Origin of the sequence: Flavobacterium daemonense, assembly GCF_007341385.1 — a bacterium.
Lineage (GTDB): Bacteria > Bacteroidota > Bacteroidia > Flavobacteriales > Flavobacteriaceae > Flavobacterium > Flavobacterium daemonense.
The window spans coordinates 71,678-88,310 of record NZ_VJYD01000007.1 but is presented as its reverse complement, the minus strand read 5'-3'; the positions used below and the strand labels follow the sequence as shown (position 1 = coordinate 88,310).

The window sequence follows — 16,633 nt, the reverse complement described above, 5'->3', positions numbered from 1 at the left end:
TTTTTTGAACTATTTTATTTGAATTGAATAAATCACCTTAAAATTAAATATTTGAAAATAATTAAATGAAGTTAGTTAATTTAGGGTGTGGAAACAGCTATCACAAAGATTGGATAAATTTTGATTTCGTATCTAATAACGAATCTGTTGCTTCACACAATTTATTGGAAGGAATTCCTCTTGCAGATAATGAAGTCAATGTAGTTTATCATTCTCATATTCTCGAGCACTTTTCTAAAAAAGATGGTTTTAGTTTTATTAAAGAATGCTATCGTGTTCTAAAAAAAGACGGTATTATAAGGATTGCCGTCCCAGATTTAGAATCTATTGCTAAAGAATATTTAAAAAATCTTGATTTAGCAATTGAAGGTAATGAGATGGCTAAACATAATTACGAATGGATTAAATTAGAATTATTTGATCAAATGGTAAGAAATGAAAGTGGAGGGAGTATGAAAGATTATTTGTATCAGTCAATTATACCAAATGTAACTTATGTTTTTAAGCGTATTGGATCTGAGGGTGAAATAATTAGAGAAGCATTTTTAAAAAACAATGGCCTAACTCAAAATATTTCTGAAGAAACACCTTCAGAAGTAAAAGTTCTTAAGTTAAAAGTGTTTTTAAAAAAACTAAAGAGAAAATTGTGGAAACTGTATCGAAAAATTAAGAAGAATCAAACAAGTTTAGAGCAATCTAAAGAGTATAGAATTGGGAAGTTTAGAACTAGTGGGGAAATACATCAATGGATGTACGATCGATACTCATTGGCTGAGCTTTTAAAAAGTGTAGGTTTTAGTGAAATAAAAGTTTACAGTGCATTCGAGAGCCAAATTCAAAACTGGGATAATTATCAACTTGATGTAATAAATGGCAAGATTCGAAAACCTGATTCATTATTCATGGAAGCAAAAAAGTTATGAAGGTACTTTTAATTAATACTTATGATAAATGGGGTGCAGCAAACTCGTGTTTAAGACTCCATGAAGGATTGTTAAAAAAAGATGTAGACTCTTGTGTTCTTTTGAGGTACAAAGAAAAAAATATTAAATCTACACAAATTATAAAGCAAGAGATAAAAATAATTTCAAAATCCCAAAAGCTTAAAAGTACTTGTAAAAGAATTTTAAAAAAAATTAAACTTTTAAGGCCAAATACGATTTCTCCAAAAGATCAATTTATTAGAAACCGCTCAAAGGGGTTGGAAGCATTTAATTTCCCAGATTCTAAAATTGATATTACGACATCTGAATGGTATAAACAAGCGGAAATAATTAACCTACATTGGGTTGCAGATTTCGTAGACTATTCTTCATTTTTTGAAAAAAATGAGAAACCGATAGTATGGACCTTACACGATATGAATCCTTTTTCAGGAGGAGAACATTATCTGGAAGAATATTTAGGAATTGACGAATCTGGATTTCCAATAAAAAGAAAATTAACAAAGGAAGAGATTACAATTGCTGATAACAACATTTCAATTAAGTTAAAAGCATTATCCAATGTTAAAAATTTAGTAATTGTTTCACCTTCACAATGGTTGGCAAATGAAGCCAGTAAAAGCGTCGTATTTAAAAGTAAACCCATTTTTTGTATTCCTTATGGATTGAATTCTGAAATATTTGCTCCAAGAAATAAAGAATATTCGAGGGAATTATTAAACATACCAAAGGATAAAAAGGTAATATTGTTTGTAGCGGATTCTATAGATAATAATAGAAAGGGATTTGTTTTTTTGAAAAGAGCATTTGAATTATTAAATAACGAAAATTTAGTATTATGTGCTATTGGTGCGAAAACTAAGGAGCTTGAATCAATCAATAATATTCTTGAACTAGGTCGAATTTTCGATGAAAGATTAATGAGTGCTGTTTATTCGGCTGCTGATGTTTTCGTAATACCTTCTTTAATGGATAATTTGCCAAATACTGTTTTAGAATCCTTAATGTGTGGTACTCCTGTTATAGGTTTTCCTATAGGAGGAATTCCTGATATGATACAAGATGGCTTCAATGGTTTTATTACAGAAGAGATTAGTGTTAATTCACTTTTGAAAACAATTAAAAAATTTCTAGACGATCCAAATTATTTTGATAGAATACAAATAAGAGCTAAAGCAGTAGAAAAATACGATCTAAGTGTTCAGGCAGAAAAATATATTGATTTGTATTCTAATATATTAAATGAAAAACTAATTCTTAATGAATTATCCCAAAATAACAATAGTAACTCCGTCTTATAATCAGGGTCAATATCTTGAAGATACAATATTATCTGTATTGGGGCAACGATATCCTAATTTAGAATACCTTATTTATGATGCTGCAAGTACAGATAATTCTGTTGAAATAATTAAAAAATATGAAAAAGAATTAACCTATTGGATTTCTGAAAAAGACAAAGGCCAGGCTGATGCCATTAACAAGGGGTTTACCCGTGCCACTGGAGATATTTTAATGTGGCTCAACAGTGATGATATCCTAATGCCAAATGTTTTGCATTTTATTGCAGAACAATATATTAAAAAAGGAGATGGTATTTATTTTGGGAATTGCATTCATTTTAAAGAAAATACAAATGGCGTTTTATTTGCAAGAGGAAGCGATGAATCGAATTTTTTTAATAATATTCCTTTAGAATTGACCGATACAATCATTCAGCCTGCTTCTTTTTGGAGTAAAAAAGTTTGGATGCATAACGGAATTTTGGCAGATGATTTTCATTTTGGTTTTGACTGGGAATGGTTTTTAAGAGCAAAAAAGAATGATATTCCTTTTTATTTCGTGAATAAGTCTATTGCTATGTATCGTTTTCATGAAGAGCATAAAAGTGGTTCTGGAGGAAGAAAAAGGCAAGAAGAACTGCTAAAAATTTATAAAATTTATAGCTCCAAATATGCCCAATTATTTGAATTAATGATAGATGAAAATGCTAATATGTCTTTTTTAGAAAAAAACTTTTTTCGTTTGTGCAGATTAGCATTGGGTAAGGCTTTTAGTAGAACACATTTTTTAAAAATGATGAAGTATAAAAAGTATAAAAATTATACTATAAAAGAGATTGATACAATAAAAGGGAATATGTAATCATTTATTAATGCTAAAAAGATTCACAAAATATATTGCACAATGAATTATCCCAAAATATCAATAGTTACACCTAATTTTAACGGAGAAGCATTTCTTGAGAAAACTATAGAATCAGTTTTGTCCCAAAACTATCCAAATTTAGAATATATTATTATTGATGGTGGCAGTACTGATAATTCTGTTGCAATTATAAAAAAATATGCGAGTCAACTTGCTTATTGGATTAGTGAACCTGACAAAGGTTTATATGATGCAGTTCAAAAAGGATTCGAGAAATCTACGGGTGAAATTATGGCTTGGATCAATTCAGACGATTTGTACCATCCAAAAGCACTTTTTGCCGTCGCCGAAATATTTGGCAAGTATAATGAAGTAAACTGGCTTCAAGGAATTCCTTCCATCTTTGACGAGATGGGTAGAACAGTAGTTGTTAGTGAGATTAAAAAATGGTCAAAATTGGATTATTATTTAGGTAATTTTAAATGGATTCAACAAGAATCCGTTTTTTGGAGACGTTCTTTGTGGATAAAAGCAGGAAGCCACATAAATATAGAAATGAAATATGCAGGAGATTTAGAATTATGGCTTCGTTTTTTTAGACATGAAAAATTATATGTTACTAGTGCCTTATTAGGAGGTTTTAGGCAACGATCCGAAAAGCAACTTTCATTAGATTTTTTAGACCTTTATTTAGAAGAAGCTAATTTTAAAATTAATGAAGAAGTAAAATGTAATATTTCACAAGAAGAAAGAAATTTAATTAAACAGATAAAAAAGCATTCAATTTTGATGCAAAAAATAGATCTTCCTCTAATAAGAAGAATCATCAATAAATTGTTCTACTCTAAATTAATTAAAAAGAAAAACGTATTTTATAATTATCCCTCTGAAATATATTTTGACAGGATAAAACAAGAATTTAAAATCTAGAGAATAATGTCAAAAATATCCATCATAACCATCAACTACAACAATCTTGACGGATTGAAAAGAACCGTAGAAAGTGTAATAAACCAGACTTGGCAGGAGTTTGAATATATAATAATTGACGGAGGTTCAATAGATGGTAGTGCAAAATATATAGAAAGCCTAAGTGATAAAATTGATTATTGGGTCAGTGAACCAGACAAAGGCATTTACAATGCAATGAACAAAGGAATTGCAAAGGCTACCGGTGATTATTTGATATTTTTAAATAGTGGAGATCATTTTAATGATTCTCGTGCTTTGGAAAGAAATCATGAGTTCTTGAAAGATGATGACATAATTTATTTTGACATTAATTATGTAGGAAATGATTTTAATTTTGTGAAGACTTGCCCTGATAAATTGACTTTTTCTTTTTTCTTCAATGCTACTCTGCCGCACCAATCTGTATTTATACGCAAGTCATTATTTGAAAAAATAGGCTACTATGACGAAAAAATGAAAATTGCTGCAGATTGGAAGTTTTTTATGCTATCTATATTAAAAGAAGGCGCTACATATAAACGAATCAATTCAGTTTTGTCAACATATTATTTAGATGGAATTAGTTCTAGAATTGACTTTTCAGCAGAATGGAGAGAAGCGCTCGTTGAAAATTTTGGCGGATTTGTTGCCGACTGTGAAGAACTTTTAAGTTACAGAGAGGTTTTGAAAACAAACAGATACAAAATGTTAGGTGAACTTGAAAAAACAAAAATGGGAAGGAAGTTAACTTCTATATTTTTTAGGACATATATTGTTTTGTTTTCAAATAAAAAGCTAAAAGAAATTTTGATCCGAAACTCTTAGCAACAGTAAGAAAGTTAAATTATGGAATTAAGTTTAGTATCAATAATTATCCCGGCTTTTAACCGAGCTCATTTAATTTCAGAAACTCTAGACAGTGTTTTGGCTCAAACTTATATTAGATGGGAATGTATTATTGTTGATGATGGGAGCACGGATCATACCGCAGATATTGTGGAGAAATATGTGAGAAAAGACAATCGTTTTCAGTATCATATTCGTCCTGAAACTCATAAATCGGGTGGTAATGGAGCACGTAATTATGGTTTTGGTCTAAGTAATGGAGATTTTGTAATCTGGCTGGATAGTGACGATTTATTAAAAGAATCATGTTTACAAGAAAGAGTATTGTTTTTAAAAAACAATAGTGAATTAGATTTTGCTGTTTTTTCTATGGGATTTTATTGTAATGGATTTAAGACAATAGATGAAAATCGTGAAGTGGTCAATAAATGCAATAAAGAAACCTTAGAGCAATTTTTATATGGTAAAAAGTTGCCTTGGCAAGTCTCAAGACCTCTTTATAGAAAAGAAGTAATTGAAGGAATTCTTTTTAATGAAGATTTACAAGTATTTCAAGATGATGAATACAATATAAAGATATTAAACAAGAATCCAAACTATAAATCCATAGATATTACAGATTGTTATTATAGGATTGATGAGGATCCTGATAAATTGACAAGTAAAGAATCATTTTTTAAAATTTTCCCTAGTTTGTTTGAGTATTATAAGTCTGTATTTTCTATTTTAGAAAAGGACAAATTAGAAGATTTTGAGCTTGGAATGGTTGATAAATTTTACCATTTGGTTAGGTTTTATCATAAATCCTCAAAAAATAATAAAACCATCTTAAAAACTTTACAATTATTCCATAAACAATTTAGGCTTAATTACAAAACAAGGTTTAAGTTTTGGTCTATAGTTTACTTAAATAGTCTATGGTATAATAAGAGAGGACATTATCGATTAATCAAACAAATTGACAAATTATAAATTAATTAAAGGTTTATTTCCATCATACAAAATTGAATAATTTTAATTTTTTAAGATTTACTTTTGTTTAAGTTGTAAATAGTTAAAAATAAATGAATTAGAATAAATGTTTTAAAATGTGTCGTTACACTTTACAAGAAAATCATATATTAAGAATTACATTTTATGAGGGTATTAATAACTACACCTTTTTTTTCTAATTTAGGCGGAAGTGAATTAGAGACAATTCATACTGCCAATGCTATTGCTGCTTTAGAAAATGTAAAGCAAATTGACATATTTGTTTATTCAATTTTTGATTTGTCTTTTTGTGAAGATATTGAAATAAATTCAAAAATAAAGTTTATTAGTTATCCCGCTTTTTTTAAAAATAAAATTTTACAGAAGTTAAACCGATTAATAAAAAATAGTTGTGATTTTGATTTTTCACCAATAGAATATTTATACTGGAAGTTTACGTTTGTTGAGAAGTACAACAATGTTTATATCATAACAAAATCAACTTTAAATTATTATATCCCAATAATAAAATTATATCCTTTGAAACAAAAGATAGTTGTAAAATTTACTACTATCTTTTTTGAAGATATGCCAACGATTAATCTTCGGTATTTATCTTTGGTTAAAGAAAACCTGGTTACATCAGAATCTCAGAAAAATTTTTTTCAAGAACATTTAGGTTTAAAAAATACCATAGTTCAAGAAGTTATAATATTTAAAGAGGATTATGGTTTAAGTAAAGTAAGAAAATATCATAAAACAAGTTTATACGATTTTGGAATTTTAAGTAGATTTTCTTCCGAAAAAAAAATTGAGGATGCAATAAACTTGATTGAAAAATTGAAAACAAAAGGTTATAATAAGACGTTGTTAATCAGAGGTATTGGGGATCAAAGTTATTATGAGAATCTTTTAAAAATAGTTAAGGACAAAAAATTGATTGATAGTATTGTTCTTGAATTCGAATCTGTTCCCTATGATGCTATTTTTGATTTTTTTGACAGAATTAATTGTTTTTTAATAACATCCAAATATGAAGGAGGACCTAATATTGGCTTAGAGGTGATGGCTTATGGATTGCCTATTTTATCTTATAAAGTTGGAGCAATGCCAGATAGGCTAATTGATTTTCCTGAATTTATAGCTGAAGGAGAGCTTGAATTAGTTGATAAAGCCATTGGTTTAATTAATTGGAGAGAAGATATATTTGTAGAGAAGTGCCAAGAAATTAAATCTCGTTACATGAATAATTATTCAAACAAAACAAAAAAGGAGTACTTAAGAAATTTCCTGTCCACTTGAAATTAAGTAATGTTTTTTAATTAAGATTAATGAAGATACTTTTTGTTTCTATGCCTTCTGTTCACGTAACCCGTTGGATAGAAAATTTGAAAGACTCAGGTCATGAATTATATTGGTTCGATATTTTAGGTAGAGGAAAACTTGAAACCACATGCTCTGTCTCTCAATTTACTGGATGGAAAGAGAGGAAAATCCCCCATATAAAAGGGGAATATTTTTTGAGTAAAAAATTTCCTAGATTTTATGAAATGGTATTGCCCTTTTTGGAAGTTTCTGAAAACGAATATTTAGAAACGATTATTTTAGAGATTCAACCAGATATTATCCATAGTTTTGAAATGCAAAGTTGTAGTTATTCGATTCTCAAAACAATGAAAAAATATCCAGCCATTAAATGGCTATATTCTTGTTGGGGCACTGATTTATATTATTACCGACAATTTTCGCTTCATTTGAAAAAAATAAATGGAGTTTTAAAAAGAGTTAATTTTTTGCATACAGATTGTCAACGGGATTTTGAATTAGCGCAACAATTGGGTTTTTTAGGAAAACATATGGGGGTTATTCCCGGTGGGACAGGTTATAAATTGAAAGAATTGGAAGGTTATAAAAAGTCCATTGCAGAACGAAAAATAATTTTAGTAAAAGGTTATGAAAATCAGTTTGGAAGAGGTTTGAATATTATCAAGGCTTTGCATTATATTCAAAACCAAATTCAAAATTTTGAAATTATAGTTTTTGGTGCACATCCGAAGGCAATGGATTATATAAAATCAAATCAACTTAATTTTAAAGTTTTCGACAGACACGGACTTTCTCATCAAGAATTGATGGAGTTGATGGGCAAATCATTGTTATATATTGGAAATAGTATTTCGGATGGAATGCCAAATACGCTTTTAGAAGCAATTGTAATGGGAGCTTTTCCAATTCAATCAAACCCGGGTGGTGTTACTGAAGAAGTAATTACAAACGCTGAAAATGGTTTTTTAATCCAGAATCCAGAGTCAATATTAGAAATAAAAGAAAAGATTCTTAATGCTTTATCAAATATAAATTTGTTAGAAATTGCTTTTGCGAAAAACAAAGAGATTGCATTAGATAAATTGGACTATTTCGAAAATAAATTAAAAGTACTAGAAATGTACAAAAGTATTTTAAAATGCGAATAGGCTATAATCCATATAAAGACCAGAAAATTAATGATTCTGAATATTTTCATCAAATCATTATTCCTGTCTTTATTCCAAATCAGGAGGGATATTTCAAAGATAGTTTTGCCATATTAAAATTATGCATAGAATCACTAATAGATACTATACATGATAAGACTTTTGTTACGATTGTGAACAATGGGAGTGATAAAGTAATTTCGAATTATTTGGATTCGCTTTTTGCAGAAAAAAAAATTCATGAAGTCATTCATACAGAGAATATTGGGAAACTCAATGCAGTTTTAAAAGGATTAGCCGGAAATAATATCGAATTGGTTACCATCTCAGATTCTGATGTTTTGTTTTTACCGAATTGGCAAAATGAAACAACAGAAGTATTTGCAAAAGTGCCAAAGGCCGGTGTGGTAGGGATTGTTCCACAATTTAAAATGTATGAAAATCATTGTGGTAATGTAGTCTTTGACAATCTATTAAGTTCTAAACTTCAATTTATTCCTGTAAAGAATAAAGAAGCTTTAATCCGTTTTTATGATAGTATTGGTTGGGACCGAGATTATAATCAAAATTATTTAGAATACGCTTTGGGGCTTAAAATTGATTCAGATTTAAGTGTTCTAATAGGTTCCGGTCATTTTGTAGCGACATATAAAAAAGACATTTTTAGCAATATTGTAACACATATAGGGTATAAAATGGGGGCTTCAAGTGAAGCATATTTGGATAAACTTCCTTTGAAAAAAGAGTATTGGCGTTTGACAACTTATGATAATTATGCCTATCATATGGGAAATGTTTTTGAAAGTTGGATGGAAGATTCAAAAAATAACAGAGTGCAATCTAATAATTTAAAAAAGAATTTCCACATCAATAAAAGGCAAAATAAGCTATTATATTTTATTAAAAACCGTCTCTTTGTTAAAATGTTTTCAGTTAAATGGACAATAAAATTGTTTTTAAAATATAAAAAATTGCCTGTAGGCATGATTGAAAATTATTAATAAAATGTTGAAGAAATTTTCAATTCTTATAACGACCAAAAATCGTAAAGATGATTTAGCTTTTACGTTGATTAAAATTCAACATTTGCTGACTAGAAATGATGTAGAATGTGTTGTTTTTGATGATGGCTCAACTGATGAAACCAGTACATTCATCAAAGAAAATTACCCAGATATTATTTTGTTTCAGAATGAATTTTCGAAAGGGTTGATTCATTGCCGCAACCAAATGCTCAACAAAACCAGCGCTAGTTATGCAATTTCATTAGATGATGATGCTCATTTTTTATCCGAAAAGGTACTTGAAAATATAGAAGATTATTTTATTTCAAATCCAAAATGCGGTGTTATTGCATGCAGAATTTTTTGGGGTTTAGAGTTGCCACAAAATACATTTTCTAAGGAAAAAAGTGAACGCACAAGAGGTTTTGTTGGCTGTGGTCATGTTTGGAACATGAAAGCATGGCGCGACATTCCGAATTATCCTGAATGGTTTGTTTTTTATGGCGAAGAAGATTTTGCGTCCTATCAGTTATTCAAAAAAAAATGGGAGGTGCATTACTTGCCAGAAATTTTGGTAAATCATCGTGTTGAAGTGAAATCTCGAAGAAAAGATAAAGATTACAGTGTAAGACTCCGACGATCGTTGCGATCTGGATGGTATTTGTATTTTTTGTTTTTGCCAATTTCAATAATTCCAAAACGATTTGCTTATTCAGTTTGGATGCAGCTTAAATTAAAAGTTTTTAAAGGCGATTTCAAAGCATTAAAAGCATTAGTTTTAGCACTCTTTGATTTGGTTTTTTCAATTCCGAAAATTATAAAAAACGCAAACAGATTCTCTTTGAAAGAATATCAAGAATATCAAGAATTAGAAGAAACAAAAATTTATTGGAAACCTGTTATTAAAAACGAATCTTGAAAAATACATATTTATATAGACGTTCTCGGTATTTTTATTCAAGTTTACAAATAAGAATCAGGGTATTCTATAATACATACATTTATGCAAAATTTAGTAAAACGGTAAAAACGCAGTTAAAAGATTTTAAAACGATACCAATAATAATCGTAAATTTTAACCAATTAAAAAATTTACAATTGTTGATTAATTATTTGCTTAATAATGATTATAAAAATCTTCACATAATTGATAATAATTCAAATTACGAGCCACTTTTAACTTATTATAACAGCATTAAAAATGATGTAAATGTAATATTTAATAAAAAAAATGATGGTCACATGGTTTTTTGGGAAAAAGACTTTTTTAAAAAATTTTCCAAAGGATATTATGTAGTAACTGATCCTGATGTAATTCCGATCGCTACTTGTCCTCCTGATTTTTTGAAGTTTTTTTTGGATTTATTGATAAAATCTAAGACAAGATATAAAGTTGGCTTTAGTTTGGCAATAGATGATATTCCCGATTTTAATCCGGTAAAAAATAACATTTTAAAATGGGAATCAAAATTTTGGAAAACTAAAACGAAAGAAGGGCATTTTTTAGCGAGTATTGATACAACTTTTGCACTATATAGACCACAATTAAAAAGCAAAAAGTTTTTTTATTTAGGACTAAGAACAAATTATCCATATGTGGCAAAACATTTGGGCTGGTATATAAACCCACACAATTTATCACATGAGGAGGAATATTATAATAAAACTGCAAGCAATTCCAGTTCATGGAAATTGGATGAAAATGGTAATATAGCTAATGGATTTTACTAGTTAAAATTTCTCATAATTTAAGGTTTAATTTTTTTTAATCAAATAATTTCAAAAATCAGAATATTGAAAACTATTGCAATTATTCCGGCGAGAGGAGGATCTAAAAGGCTCCCTCAAAAAAACATCAAATTGCTTGGAGACATTCCGTTGCTCGCACATAGTATTTTATATGCAAAGACAAATGCTGGAATAATAGACGAAGTTTATGTTTCTACAAATGATGAACAGATAAAGAAAATTGCTTTAGAATTTGGTGCAAAAGTGATTGATAGACCTGAAAATATTTCTGGTGATTTAGAACCGACATTTTCGGCATTGAAAAATGTCTTAGAACAAATTGATGAGATTGAGAATGTGGTTTTGCTGCAGCCCACAAATCCTCTTCGTTCTCAAAACTTATTGAAAGAAGCTTTTAAAGTTTATCAAACCAAAAAAGTAGATAGTTTGTTTACAGTTTCGAGAAATCATCAAAAATTAGGGAAAATAATAGATCAGAAATTCATTCCTTACAATTACAAAATTGGTCAGCGAAGCCAAGATTTAGAGCCACTTTTTTTTGAAAATGGGTTGCTTTATATCACCAAATCTAAATTGATTTTGGATGATAAAATTATCTCTGAAAATGCTTTTCCATTTGAGATTAATCATATTTTTGCCAGCGTTGATATCGATACGCAGGACGATTTTGATTATGCCGAATATTTATATCAAAAACACTTAAAATCCTAATTCATAACCTACTTTATGAACCCATTTATAGAAATAGCAGGAAGAAAAATTGGCCCAGATTTTCTGCCTTTGGTTATTGCCGAAATCGGAATTAACCATGAAGGCTCATTGCAGGTAGCCAAAGAAATGGTTGATGCCGCAAAAAGAGCCGGAGTTGAGATTGTAAAACATCAGACACATATTGTAGAAGATGAAATGAGTGGCGCAGCTAAAAAAGTAATTCCGGGAAATGCTGATGTATCGATTTACGAAATTATGGAACGCTGTTCTTTAAACGAGGCAGACGAATTAGAACTTAAAAATTATGTAGAAAGCAACGGAATGATTTTTATTTCAACGCCTTTCTCGCGCGCCGCTGCAGACAGATTAAAGAAATTCGATATTCCGGCGTATAAAATTGGTTCTGGCGAATGCAATAATTATCCGTTATTAGAGCATATTGCTAGTTTTGGGAAACCAGTTATTTTAAGCACAGGAATGAATACTATTGAAAGTGTTCAAAAAGCTGTCGCTATTTTTGATAAACATAATATTCCGGTTGCACTTTTGCATACCACAAACTTATATCCAACTCCCATACATTTAGTTCGTCTTGGAGCAATGATGGAAATGCACGAAGCTTTCCCAGATAAAGTTTTCGGATTAAGTGATCATACGCTAAATAATAATGCGTGTTTAGGAGCTGTAGCATTAGGAGCGAGTATTTTGGAAAGACATTTTACAGATCATATGCAACGTACAGGTCCAGATATTGTTTGCAGCATGGATGAAAAAGCGTGTCAGGAATTGATTATTGCAAGTGCTGAAATCGCTCAAATGCGTGGCGGAACTAAAAAACCAGCTTTAGAAGAACAAGTTACTATTGATTTTGCGTTTGCAACGGTTTGTGCTATCGCTTCAATTAAAAAAGGCGAAAAATTATCAAAAGCGAATATTTGGGTAAAACGTCCCGGCACAGGCAAAATCCTAGCAGAACATTTTAATGATTTGATCGGAAAAACGGCTTTGAGGGATATTGAAAATGATGAACAGCTAGATTTTTCGGATTTTGAATAATTCAAAAAAAATACTTTTCCTTACTGGAACCAGAGCTGATTTTGGCAAGGTAAAATCATTAATTCAGATACTTGAAAAACAGCAGGAATTTGAAGTTTATGTTTTTGTTACCGGAATGCATTTGCAGGAAGTTTACGGCTACACCTTAATCGAAATCGAACGTTGTAACTTTAAAAACGTTTTTACCTTCGAGAATCATACGCACGAAACCACGATGGATTTGACTTTGGCCAAAACCATCGAAGGTTTGTCTAATTATTGCAAAGAAATCAATCCTGATATGATTGTTGTACATGGTGACCGTGTAGAGACACTCGCAGGTGCAATCGTAGGATCTTTAAATAATATTTTGGTGGCTCATATTGAGGGCGGTGAAGTTTCGGGAACTGTTGATGAATTAATACGTCATAGTGTGAGCAAACTGAGTCATATTCATTTTGTTTCAAATAAACAGGCTGCAAAAAGACTTATCCAAATGGGCGAAATAAAGGAATCAGTTTTTGAAATTGGCTCACCTGACATTGATATTATGTTTTCGGATCAATTGCCGGATTTAGCAACAGCAAAATCGTATTATAAAATTGATTTTGAAAAGTATGCAATTGTCATGTTTCATCCCGTGACGACTGAATTCAGGGAAATGGAGAATTATGCCGAAAGTTTTGTGGCTTCTCTGTTAAATGATAAACACAATTATGTTGTCATTTTTCCAAATAATGATTTAGGAAGCCAATTTATTCTAAAGGCTTACGATAAACTAAAAGAAAATTCCAGATTCAGAATTTTTCCATCACTGCGTTTTGAATATTTTTTGACATTATTAAAAAACAGCCAGTTTATTATTGGCAACAGTAGCGCTGGAATTCGTGAAGCGCCATATTATGGAATTCCAATAATTAATATTGGAACCAGACAACAAAATAGAGCAATTCATGCTGATATAATCAATACTGATTACTCTGAAAAAGGAATTTCAGAAGCACTTTCTATTATTGATTCGCATAAAGTACAAGTAGTAAATGACGATTTCGGACAAGGAAACAGCAATCAGCTATTCTTGGAATGTCTTCAAAAAACAGCTATTTGGAACCTTAATCATCAAAAACAATTTAGGGATAATTAATGATTACATTTTCAAATCTTGGTAAAAAAGGAAATTTAGGAAATCAATTGTTCCAGATTGCTTCAACTATTGGAATAGCAGAAAAGAATAATCAAGTTTTTTGTTTTCCAAAATGGCAATACTCAGAGTATTTTAAATTTAAGTTCAATACTGTATACATTAGTAACGACTGGGTTATTGTAAAAGAAAACAAGTTTAGTTGCTATGAATGGGAATTGCCTGATGGGAATTATGATTTATCGGGGTGGCTACAAACCGAAAAATACTTTTTGGGATCTAATATTAAAGAAGTATTTCAATTCAATAACCAATTTGAAAATGATTTAGTTGAAAAGCATCAATTTCTATTTTCAAAAAAAACTATTTTAGTCACTGTCAGAAGGGGAGATTTTGTAAACAATCCTAATTATTTTCAATTATCGTATCAATTTTATTTGACCGCATTGATTCACCATTTTGAGAATTTAGAAGATTATAACATTGTTTTTACAAGTGATAATATAAAGTATTGTAAAAAGCATTTTTCATTTCTTCCGAATGTTTATTTTCTAGAAAATTTGAATCCGATAGAGCAACTTTGCTTAGGCTCAAAAATGGATAATTATGTAATAAGCAATTCTACTTTTTCATGGTGGTTGGCGTGGCTTGGCGAAAAAAAGGAATCAAAAATAATCAGGCCGGTTCAAATTTTTGACAATGAATATTCAAAAAAATATGATGAATCTGATTATTTTCCTGACAGATGGATTGTACATGATGCTACTAAATATAAATTGTCAAATAAATATTGGAAATTAAAAGTTTACGGTTTTCTATATAGTTCGGTTCAAAGGACAAAATACAATTATAAAAAAAATAAAAAGTCATTTAAAAACCGAATAAAAAAACTTATAAATTATAATGCTTACCGTTAGCAATTACCATTACATCAGAAACAGTTTTACGGCCAAATATCAAAGTATATTTGGTGTTACTCCTCATGAATTTAAAAAACAGTTACAGTTGTTAAAAAACCAGGGAATGTTTATCAGACCTGTTGATTTATTAAATGATGCAGATGAAGTTCTGTCTCCAAAAGAGAATAATCTATTAGTTACTTTCGATGATGGCTTAAAAGAGCAGTTTGACTTCGCCTTGCCTATTTTGGATGAGTTAAATATACAAGCGCTCTTTTTTGTTAATTCGATAAATTTTGAAAACAAAAAAGTTAGTACGGTTCATAAAACTCATCTTTTGAGATCGATTATTTCAAGCTCTGAATTACGTATGAAACTTTCTGAAATTGACAATTTTGATTTTTTAGAAGATGAAATGCAAAGAGCTAGAGCAATTTATATTTACGACGATGAAGATAATGCAACATTAAAGTATATTTTAAATTTTAAATTAAATTATAAAGAACAGGAGTTTATTATCGAAGATTTGTTTAAAAAGTATTTTAACGAATTGGAAGTTTTGGAGACATTGTATCTTTCTGAACAAAATTTAAAATATCTTGCAGCAAAAGAATGTTTAGGGAGCCATACACACAGCCATTATCCTTTGGGACTATTAAATTCAGACGATATTAAATTTGAACTTGCAAATTCAAAGTCTTACTTAGAAAATCTTACTGATTCTAAAATCGATATTTTATCATACCCATATGGAACTTCAGAAGCTTGCACAAAACAAGTTGCTGATATTGCAAAGGATGAAGGCTATAAAATTGGCTTTACAACCACAAGAGGAATTAATACTTTAGCCGAAAATCATTTACTATTAAATAGATTTGATTGTAATGATTTAATTGGTGGAAAAAATTATAAATAAAATATGACTACAAGAGAAGCAACTATTGAAGACTGGGAAATTTTGCAACCTTTTTTCAAGATAATTTATAGAGAAAATCATCCATTACATAACAAAGAGTTTTGGGAATGGCAGTTTGGAGATAAAAAATTCGGGCGCTCATTTATTTGTATAAATGAGTTAGGAACAGTTGTGGGTCATGTTGGAGCAAATTTTGGCGGCGGATTAGCTTGGATAATTAATGTTTATCTAAATGAAGAATGCAGAGGAAAAGGTATTTTAGGGCGGTTATATGAATTAGCTCGTAATTATTTTCCATTAGCAGCTACAGCTGCAAATGCTGCAGGTCTAGGTTTATATAAAAACATGCGCTGGATTAGATATTATGACCTAGTTCGTTATGTAAAAATAAATCCAAATTTTCAAGAAAGTACTTTTGATGAAATTTGCAAAGAAATTGATGTCGATGTGGACCAATTCATGAAAAAAGATACTCATTATTTTTGTCAGCCTTCCTTGAAAGGTATCCTATTAAATGACGGATCGAGGGCGGTCAGCCAAGAAAATGTCGGTGGCTTGAGAGTGGTAGATATACAGAATATTGAAGAGTTAGAAAAACAAGCATGGGAGTTAGGGTATTTGTGGATGGATTATATTTCTTCATGGAATGATTTGAAAACAAAGGATTTGGAAAAAAGTGGCTGGGTTTTAGACTATAAAAGCATAATTCCGTGGCGACTGAATCCTATTGAAGAAAACTATTTTTGTGACATAACTTTTCTTTCAGAAAAGCCTTTAGATAATGAATTTGTTGTACATAGATCTTACTCAGATCATGGGAGAATTGGAAGTTTAAAATAAAAT

Annotated in this window: 17 protein-coding genes; all 17 read left to right on the top strand. The window is 29.9% G+C overall.

Annotation, left to right across the window (positions count from 1 at the left end; genetic code table 11):
- Positions 1–65: 65 nt before the first annotated feature.
- A complete protein-coding gene (locus tag FND99_RS10820; RefSeq protein ID WP_144338006.1) occupies positions 66–923 on the top strand; it encodes a class I SAM-dependent methyltransferase in 858 nt (285 codons plus the stop codon).
- A complete protein-coding gene (locus FND99_RS10815) occupies positions 920–2,245 on the top strand; it encodes a glycosyltransferase (protein WP_144338005.1) in 1,326 nt (441 codons plus the stop codon). Before FND99_RS10820 ends, FND99_RS10815 begins: the two co-directional genes overlap by 4 nt.
- The gene (locus FND99_RS10810; RefSeq protein ID WP_144338004.1) at positions 2,205–3,089 is read left to right on the top strand and encodes a glycosyltransferase family 2 protein; all 885 of its coding nucleotides are present in this window, start codon (positions 2,205–2,207) and stop codon (positions 3,087–3,089) included. Before FND99_RS10815 ends, FND99_RS10810 begins: the two co-directional genes overlap by 41 nt.
- Before the next feature lie 42 nt (positions 3,090–3,131).
- Positions 3,132–4,022 (top strand): glycosyltransferase family 2 protein, encoded by an 891-nt coding sequence (locus FND99_RS10805; RefSeq protein ID WP_144338003.1) that lies wholly within the window; start codon positions 3,132–3,134, stop codon positions 4,020–4,022.
- Between the two features lie 6 nt (positions 4,023–4,028).
- Entirely contained in the window at positions 4,029–4,868 is an 840-nt protein-coding gene (locus FND99_RS10800; RefSeq protein ID WP_144338002.1) for a glycosyltransferase family 2 protein, read from the top strand.
- 21 nt (positions 4,869–4,889) lie between these two features.
- Positions 4,890–5,861, top strand: coding sequence for a glycosyltransferase family 2 protein (locus tag FND99_RS10795; protein ID WP_144338001.1), 972 nt, complete (start codon positions 4,890–4,892; stop codon positions 5,859–5,861).
- Positions 5,862–6,026: 165 nt separating this feature from the next.
- The gene (locus tag FND99_RS10790) at positions 6,027–7,163 is read left to right on the top strand and encodes a glycosyltransferase family 4 protein (RefSeq protein ID WP_144338000.1); all 1,137 of its coding nucleotides are present in this window, start codon (positions 6,027–6,029) and stop codon (positions 7,161–7,163) included.
- Positions 7,164–7,192: 29 nt separating this feature from the next.
- Complete coding sequence (locus FND99_RS10785) at positions 7,193–8,335, top strand: glycosyltransferase (protein WP_144337999.1); 1,143 nt, start codon at positions 7,193–7,195, stop codon at positions 8,333–8,335.
- Positions 8,326–9,336 (top strand): glycosyltransferase family A protein, encoded by a 1,011-nt coding sequence (locus FND99_RS10780; RefSeq protein WP_144337998.1) that lies wholly within the window; start codon positions 8,326–8,328, stop codon positions 9,334–9,336. The genes FND99_RS10785 and FND99_RS10780 overlap by 10 nt, the downstream gene beginning before the upstream one ends.
- A 4-nt stretch (positions 9,337–9,340) precedes the next feature.
- Positions 9,341–10,258 carry a glycosyltransferase family 2 protein gene (locus FND99_RS10775; protein WP_144337997.1) on the top strand — a complete coding sequence of 306 codons (918 nt, stop codon included), beginning with the start codon at positions 9,341–9,343 and terminating at the stop codon, positions 10,256–10,258.
- Positions 10,255–11,070: a glycosyltransferase family protein gene (locus tag FND99_RS10770; RefSeq protein ID WP_144337996.1), complete on the top strand. Its 816-nt coding sequence runs from the start codon at positions 10,255–10,257 to the stop codon at positions 11,068–11,070. The genes FND99_RS10775 and FND99_RS10770 overlap by 4 nt, the downstream gene beginning before the upstream one ends.
- Before the next feature lie 63 nt (positions 11,071–11,133).
- Entirely contained in the window at positions 11,134–11,799 is a 666-nt protein-coding gene (locus tag FND99_RS10765; protein WP_144337995.1) for an acylneuraminate cytidylyltransferase family protein, read from the top strand.
- Between the two features lie 15 nt (positions 11,800–11,814).
- Entirely contained in the window at positions 11,815–12,855 is a 1,041-nt protein-coding gene (gene neuB, locus FND99_RS10760; RefSeq protein ID WP_144337994.1) for an N-acetylneuraminate synthase, read from the top strand.
- A complete protein-coding gene (gene neuC / locus FND99_RS10755) occupies positions 12,848–13,978 on the top strand; it encodes a UDP-N-acetylglucosamine 2-epimerase (RefSeq protein ID WP_407925343.1) in 1,131 nt (376 codons plus the stop codon). The genes neuB and neuC overlap by 8 nt, the downstream gene beginning before the upstream one ends.
- Positions 13,978–14,892: an alpha-1,2-fucosyltransferase gene (locus FND99_RS10750; protein ID WP_144337992.1), complete on the top strand. Its 915-nt coding sequence runs from the start codon at positions 13,978–13,980 to the stop codon at positions 14,890–14,892. Before neuC ends, FND99_RS10750 begins: the two co-directional genes overlap by 1 nt.
- A gap of 106 nt (positions 14,893–14,998) precedes the next feature.
- Positions 14,999–15,790, top strand: coding sequence for a polysaccharide deacetylase family protein (locus tag FND99_RS10745; protein WP_162615549.1), 792 nt, complete (start codon positions 14,999–15,001; stop codon positions 15,788–15,790).
- 3 nt (positions 15,791–15,793) lie between these two features.
- Positions 15,794–16,630 carry a GNAT family N-acetyltransferase gene (locus tag FND99_RS10740; protein ID WP_144337990.1) on the top strand — a complete coding sequence of 279 codons (837 nt, stop codon included), beginning with the start codon at positions 15,794–15,796 and terminating at the stop codon, positions 16,628–16,630.
- Positions 16,631–16,633: the final 3 nt, after the last annotated feature.

What these genes read in the sequence shown, in the direction of transcription:
- FND99_RS10820 (WP_144338006.1), top strand. Translation starts at nt 66, where the DNA reads ATGAAGTTAGTTAATTTAGGGTGTGGAAACAGCTATCACAAAGATTGG.
- FND99_RS10815 (WP_144338005.1), top strand. Translation starts at nt 920, where the DNA reads ATGAAGGTACTTTTAATTAATACTTATGATAAATGGGGTGCAGCAAAC.
- FND99_RS10810 (WP_144338004.1), top strand. Translation starts at nt 2,205, where the DNA reads ATGAATTATCCCAAAATAACAATAGTAACTCCGTCTTATAATCAGGGT.
- FND99_RS10805 (WP_144338003.1), top strand. Translation starts at nt 3,132, where the DNA reads ATGAATTATCCCAAAATATCAATAGTTACACCTAATTTTAACGGAGAA.
- FND99_RS10800 (WP_144338002.1), top strand. Translation starts at nt 4,029, where the DNA reads ATGTCAAAAATATCCATCATAACCATCAACTACAACAATCTTGACGGA.
- FND99_RS10795 (WP_144338001.1), top strand. Translation starts at nt 4,890, where the DNA reads ATGGAATTAAGTTTAGTATCAATAATTATCCCGGCTTTTAACCGAGCT.
- FND99_RS10790 (WP_144338000.1), top strand. Translation starts at nt 6,027, where the DNA reads ATGAGGGTATTAATAACTACACCTTTTTTTTCTAATTTAGGCGGAAGT.
- FND99_RS10785 (WP_144337999.1), top strand. Translation starts at nt 7,193, where the DNA reads ATGAAGATACTTTTTGTTTCTATGCCTTCTGTTCACGTAACCCGTTGG.
- FND99_RS10780 (WP_144337998.1), top strand. Translation starts at nt 8,326, where the DNA reads ATGCGAATAGGCTATAATCCATATAAAGACCAGAAAATTAATGATTCT.
- FND99_RS10775 (WP_144337997.1), top strand. Translation starts at nt 9,341, where the DNA reads ATGTTGAAGAAATTTTCAATTCTTATAACGACCAAAAATCGTAAAGAT.
- neuB (WP_144337994.1), top strand. Translation starts at nt 11,815, where the DNA reads ATGAACCCATTTATAGAAATAGCAGGAAGAAAAATTGGCCCAGATTTT.
- FND99_RS10750 (WP_144337992.1), top strand. Translation starts at nt 13,978, where the DNA reads ATGATTACATTTTCAAATCTTGGTAAAAAAGGAAATTTAGGAAATCAA.
- FND99_RS10745 (WP_162615549.1), top strand. Translation starts at nt 14,999, where the DNA reads ATGTTTATCAGACCTGTTGATTTATTAAATGATGCAGATGAAGTTCTG.
- FND99_RS10740 (WP_144337990.1), top strand. Translation starts at nt 15,794, where the DNA reads ATGACTACAAGAGAAGCAACTATTGAAGACTGGGAAATTTTGCAACCT.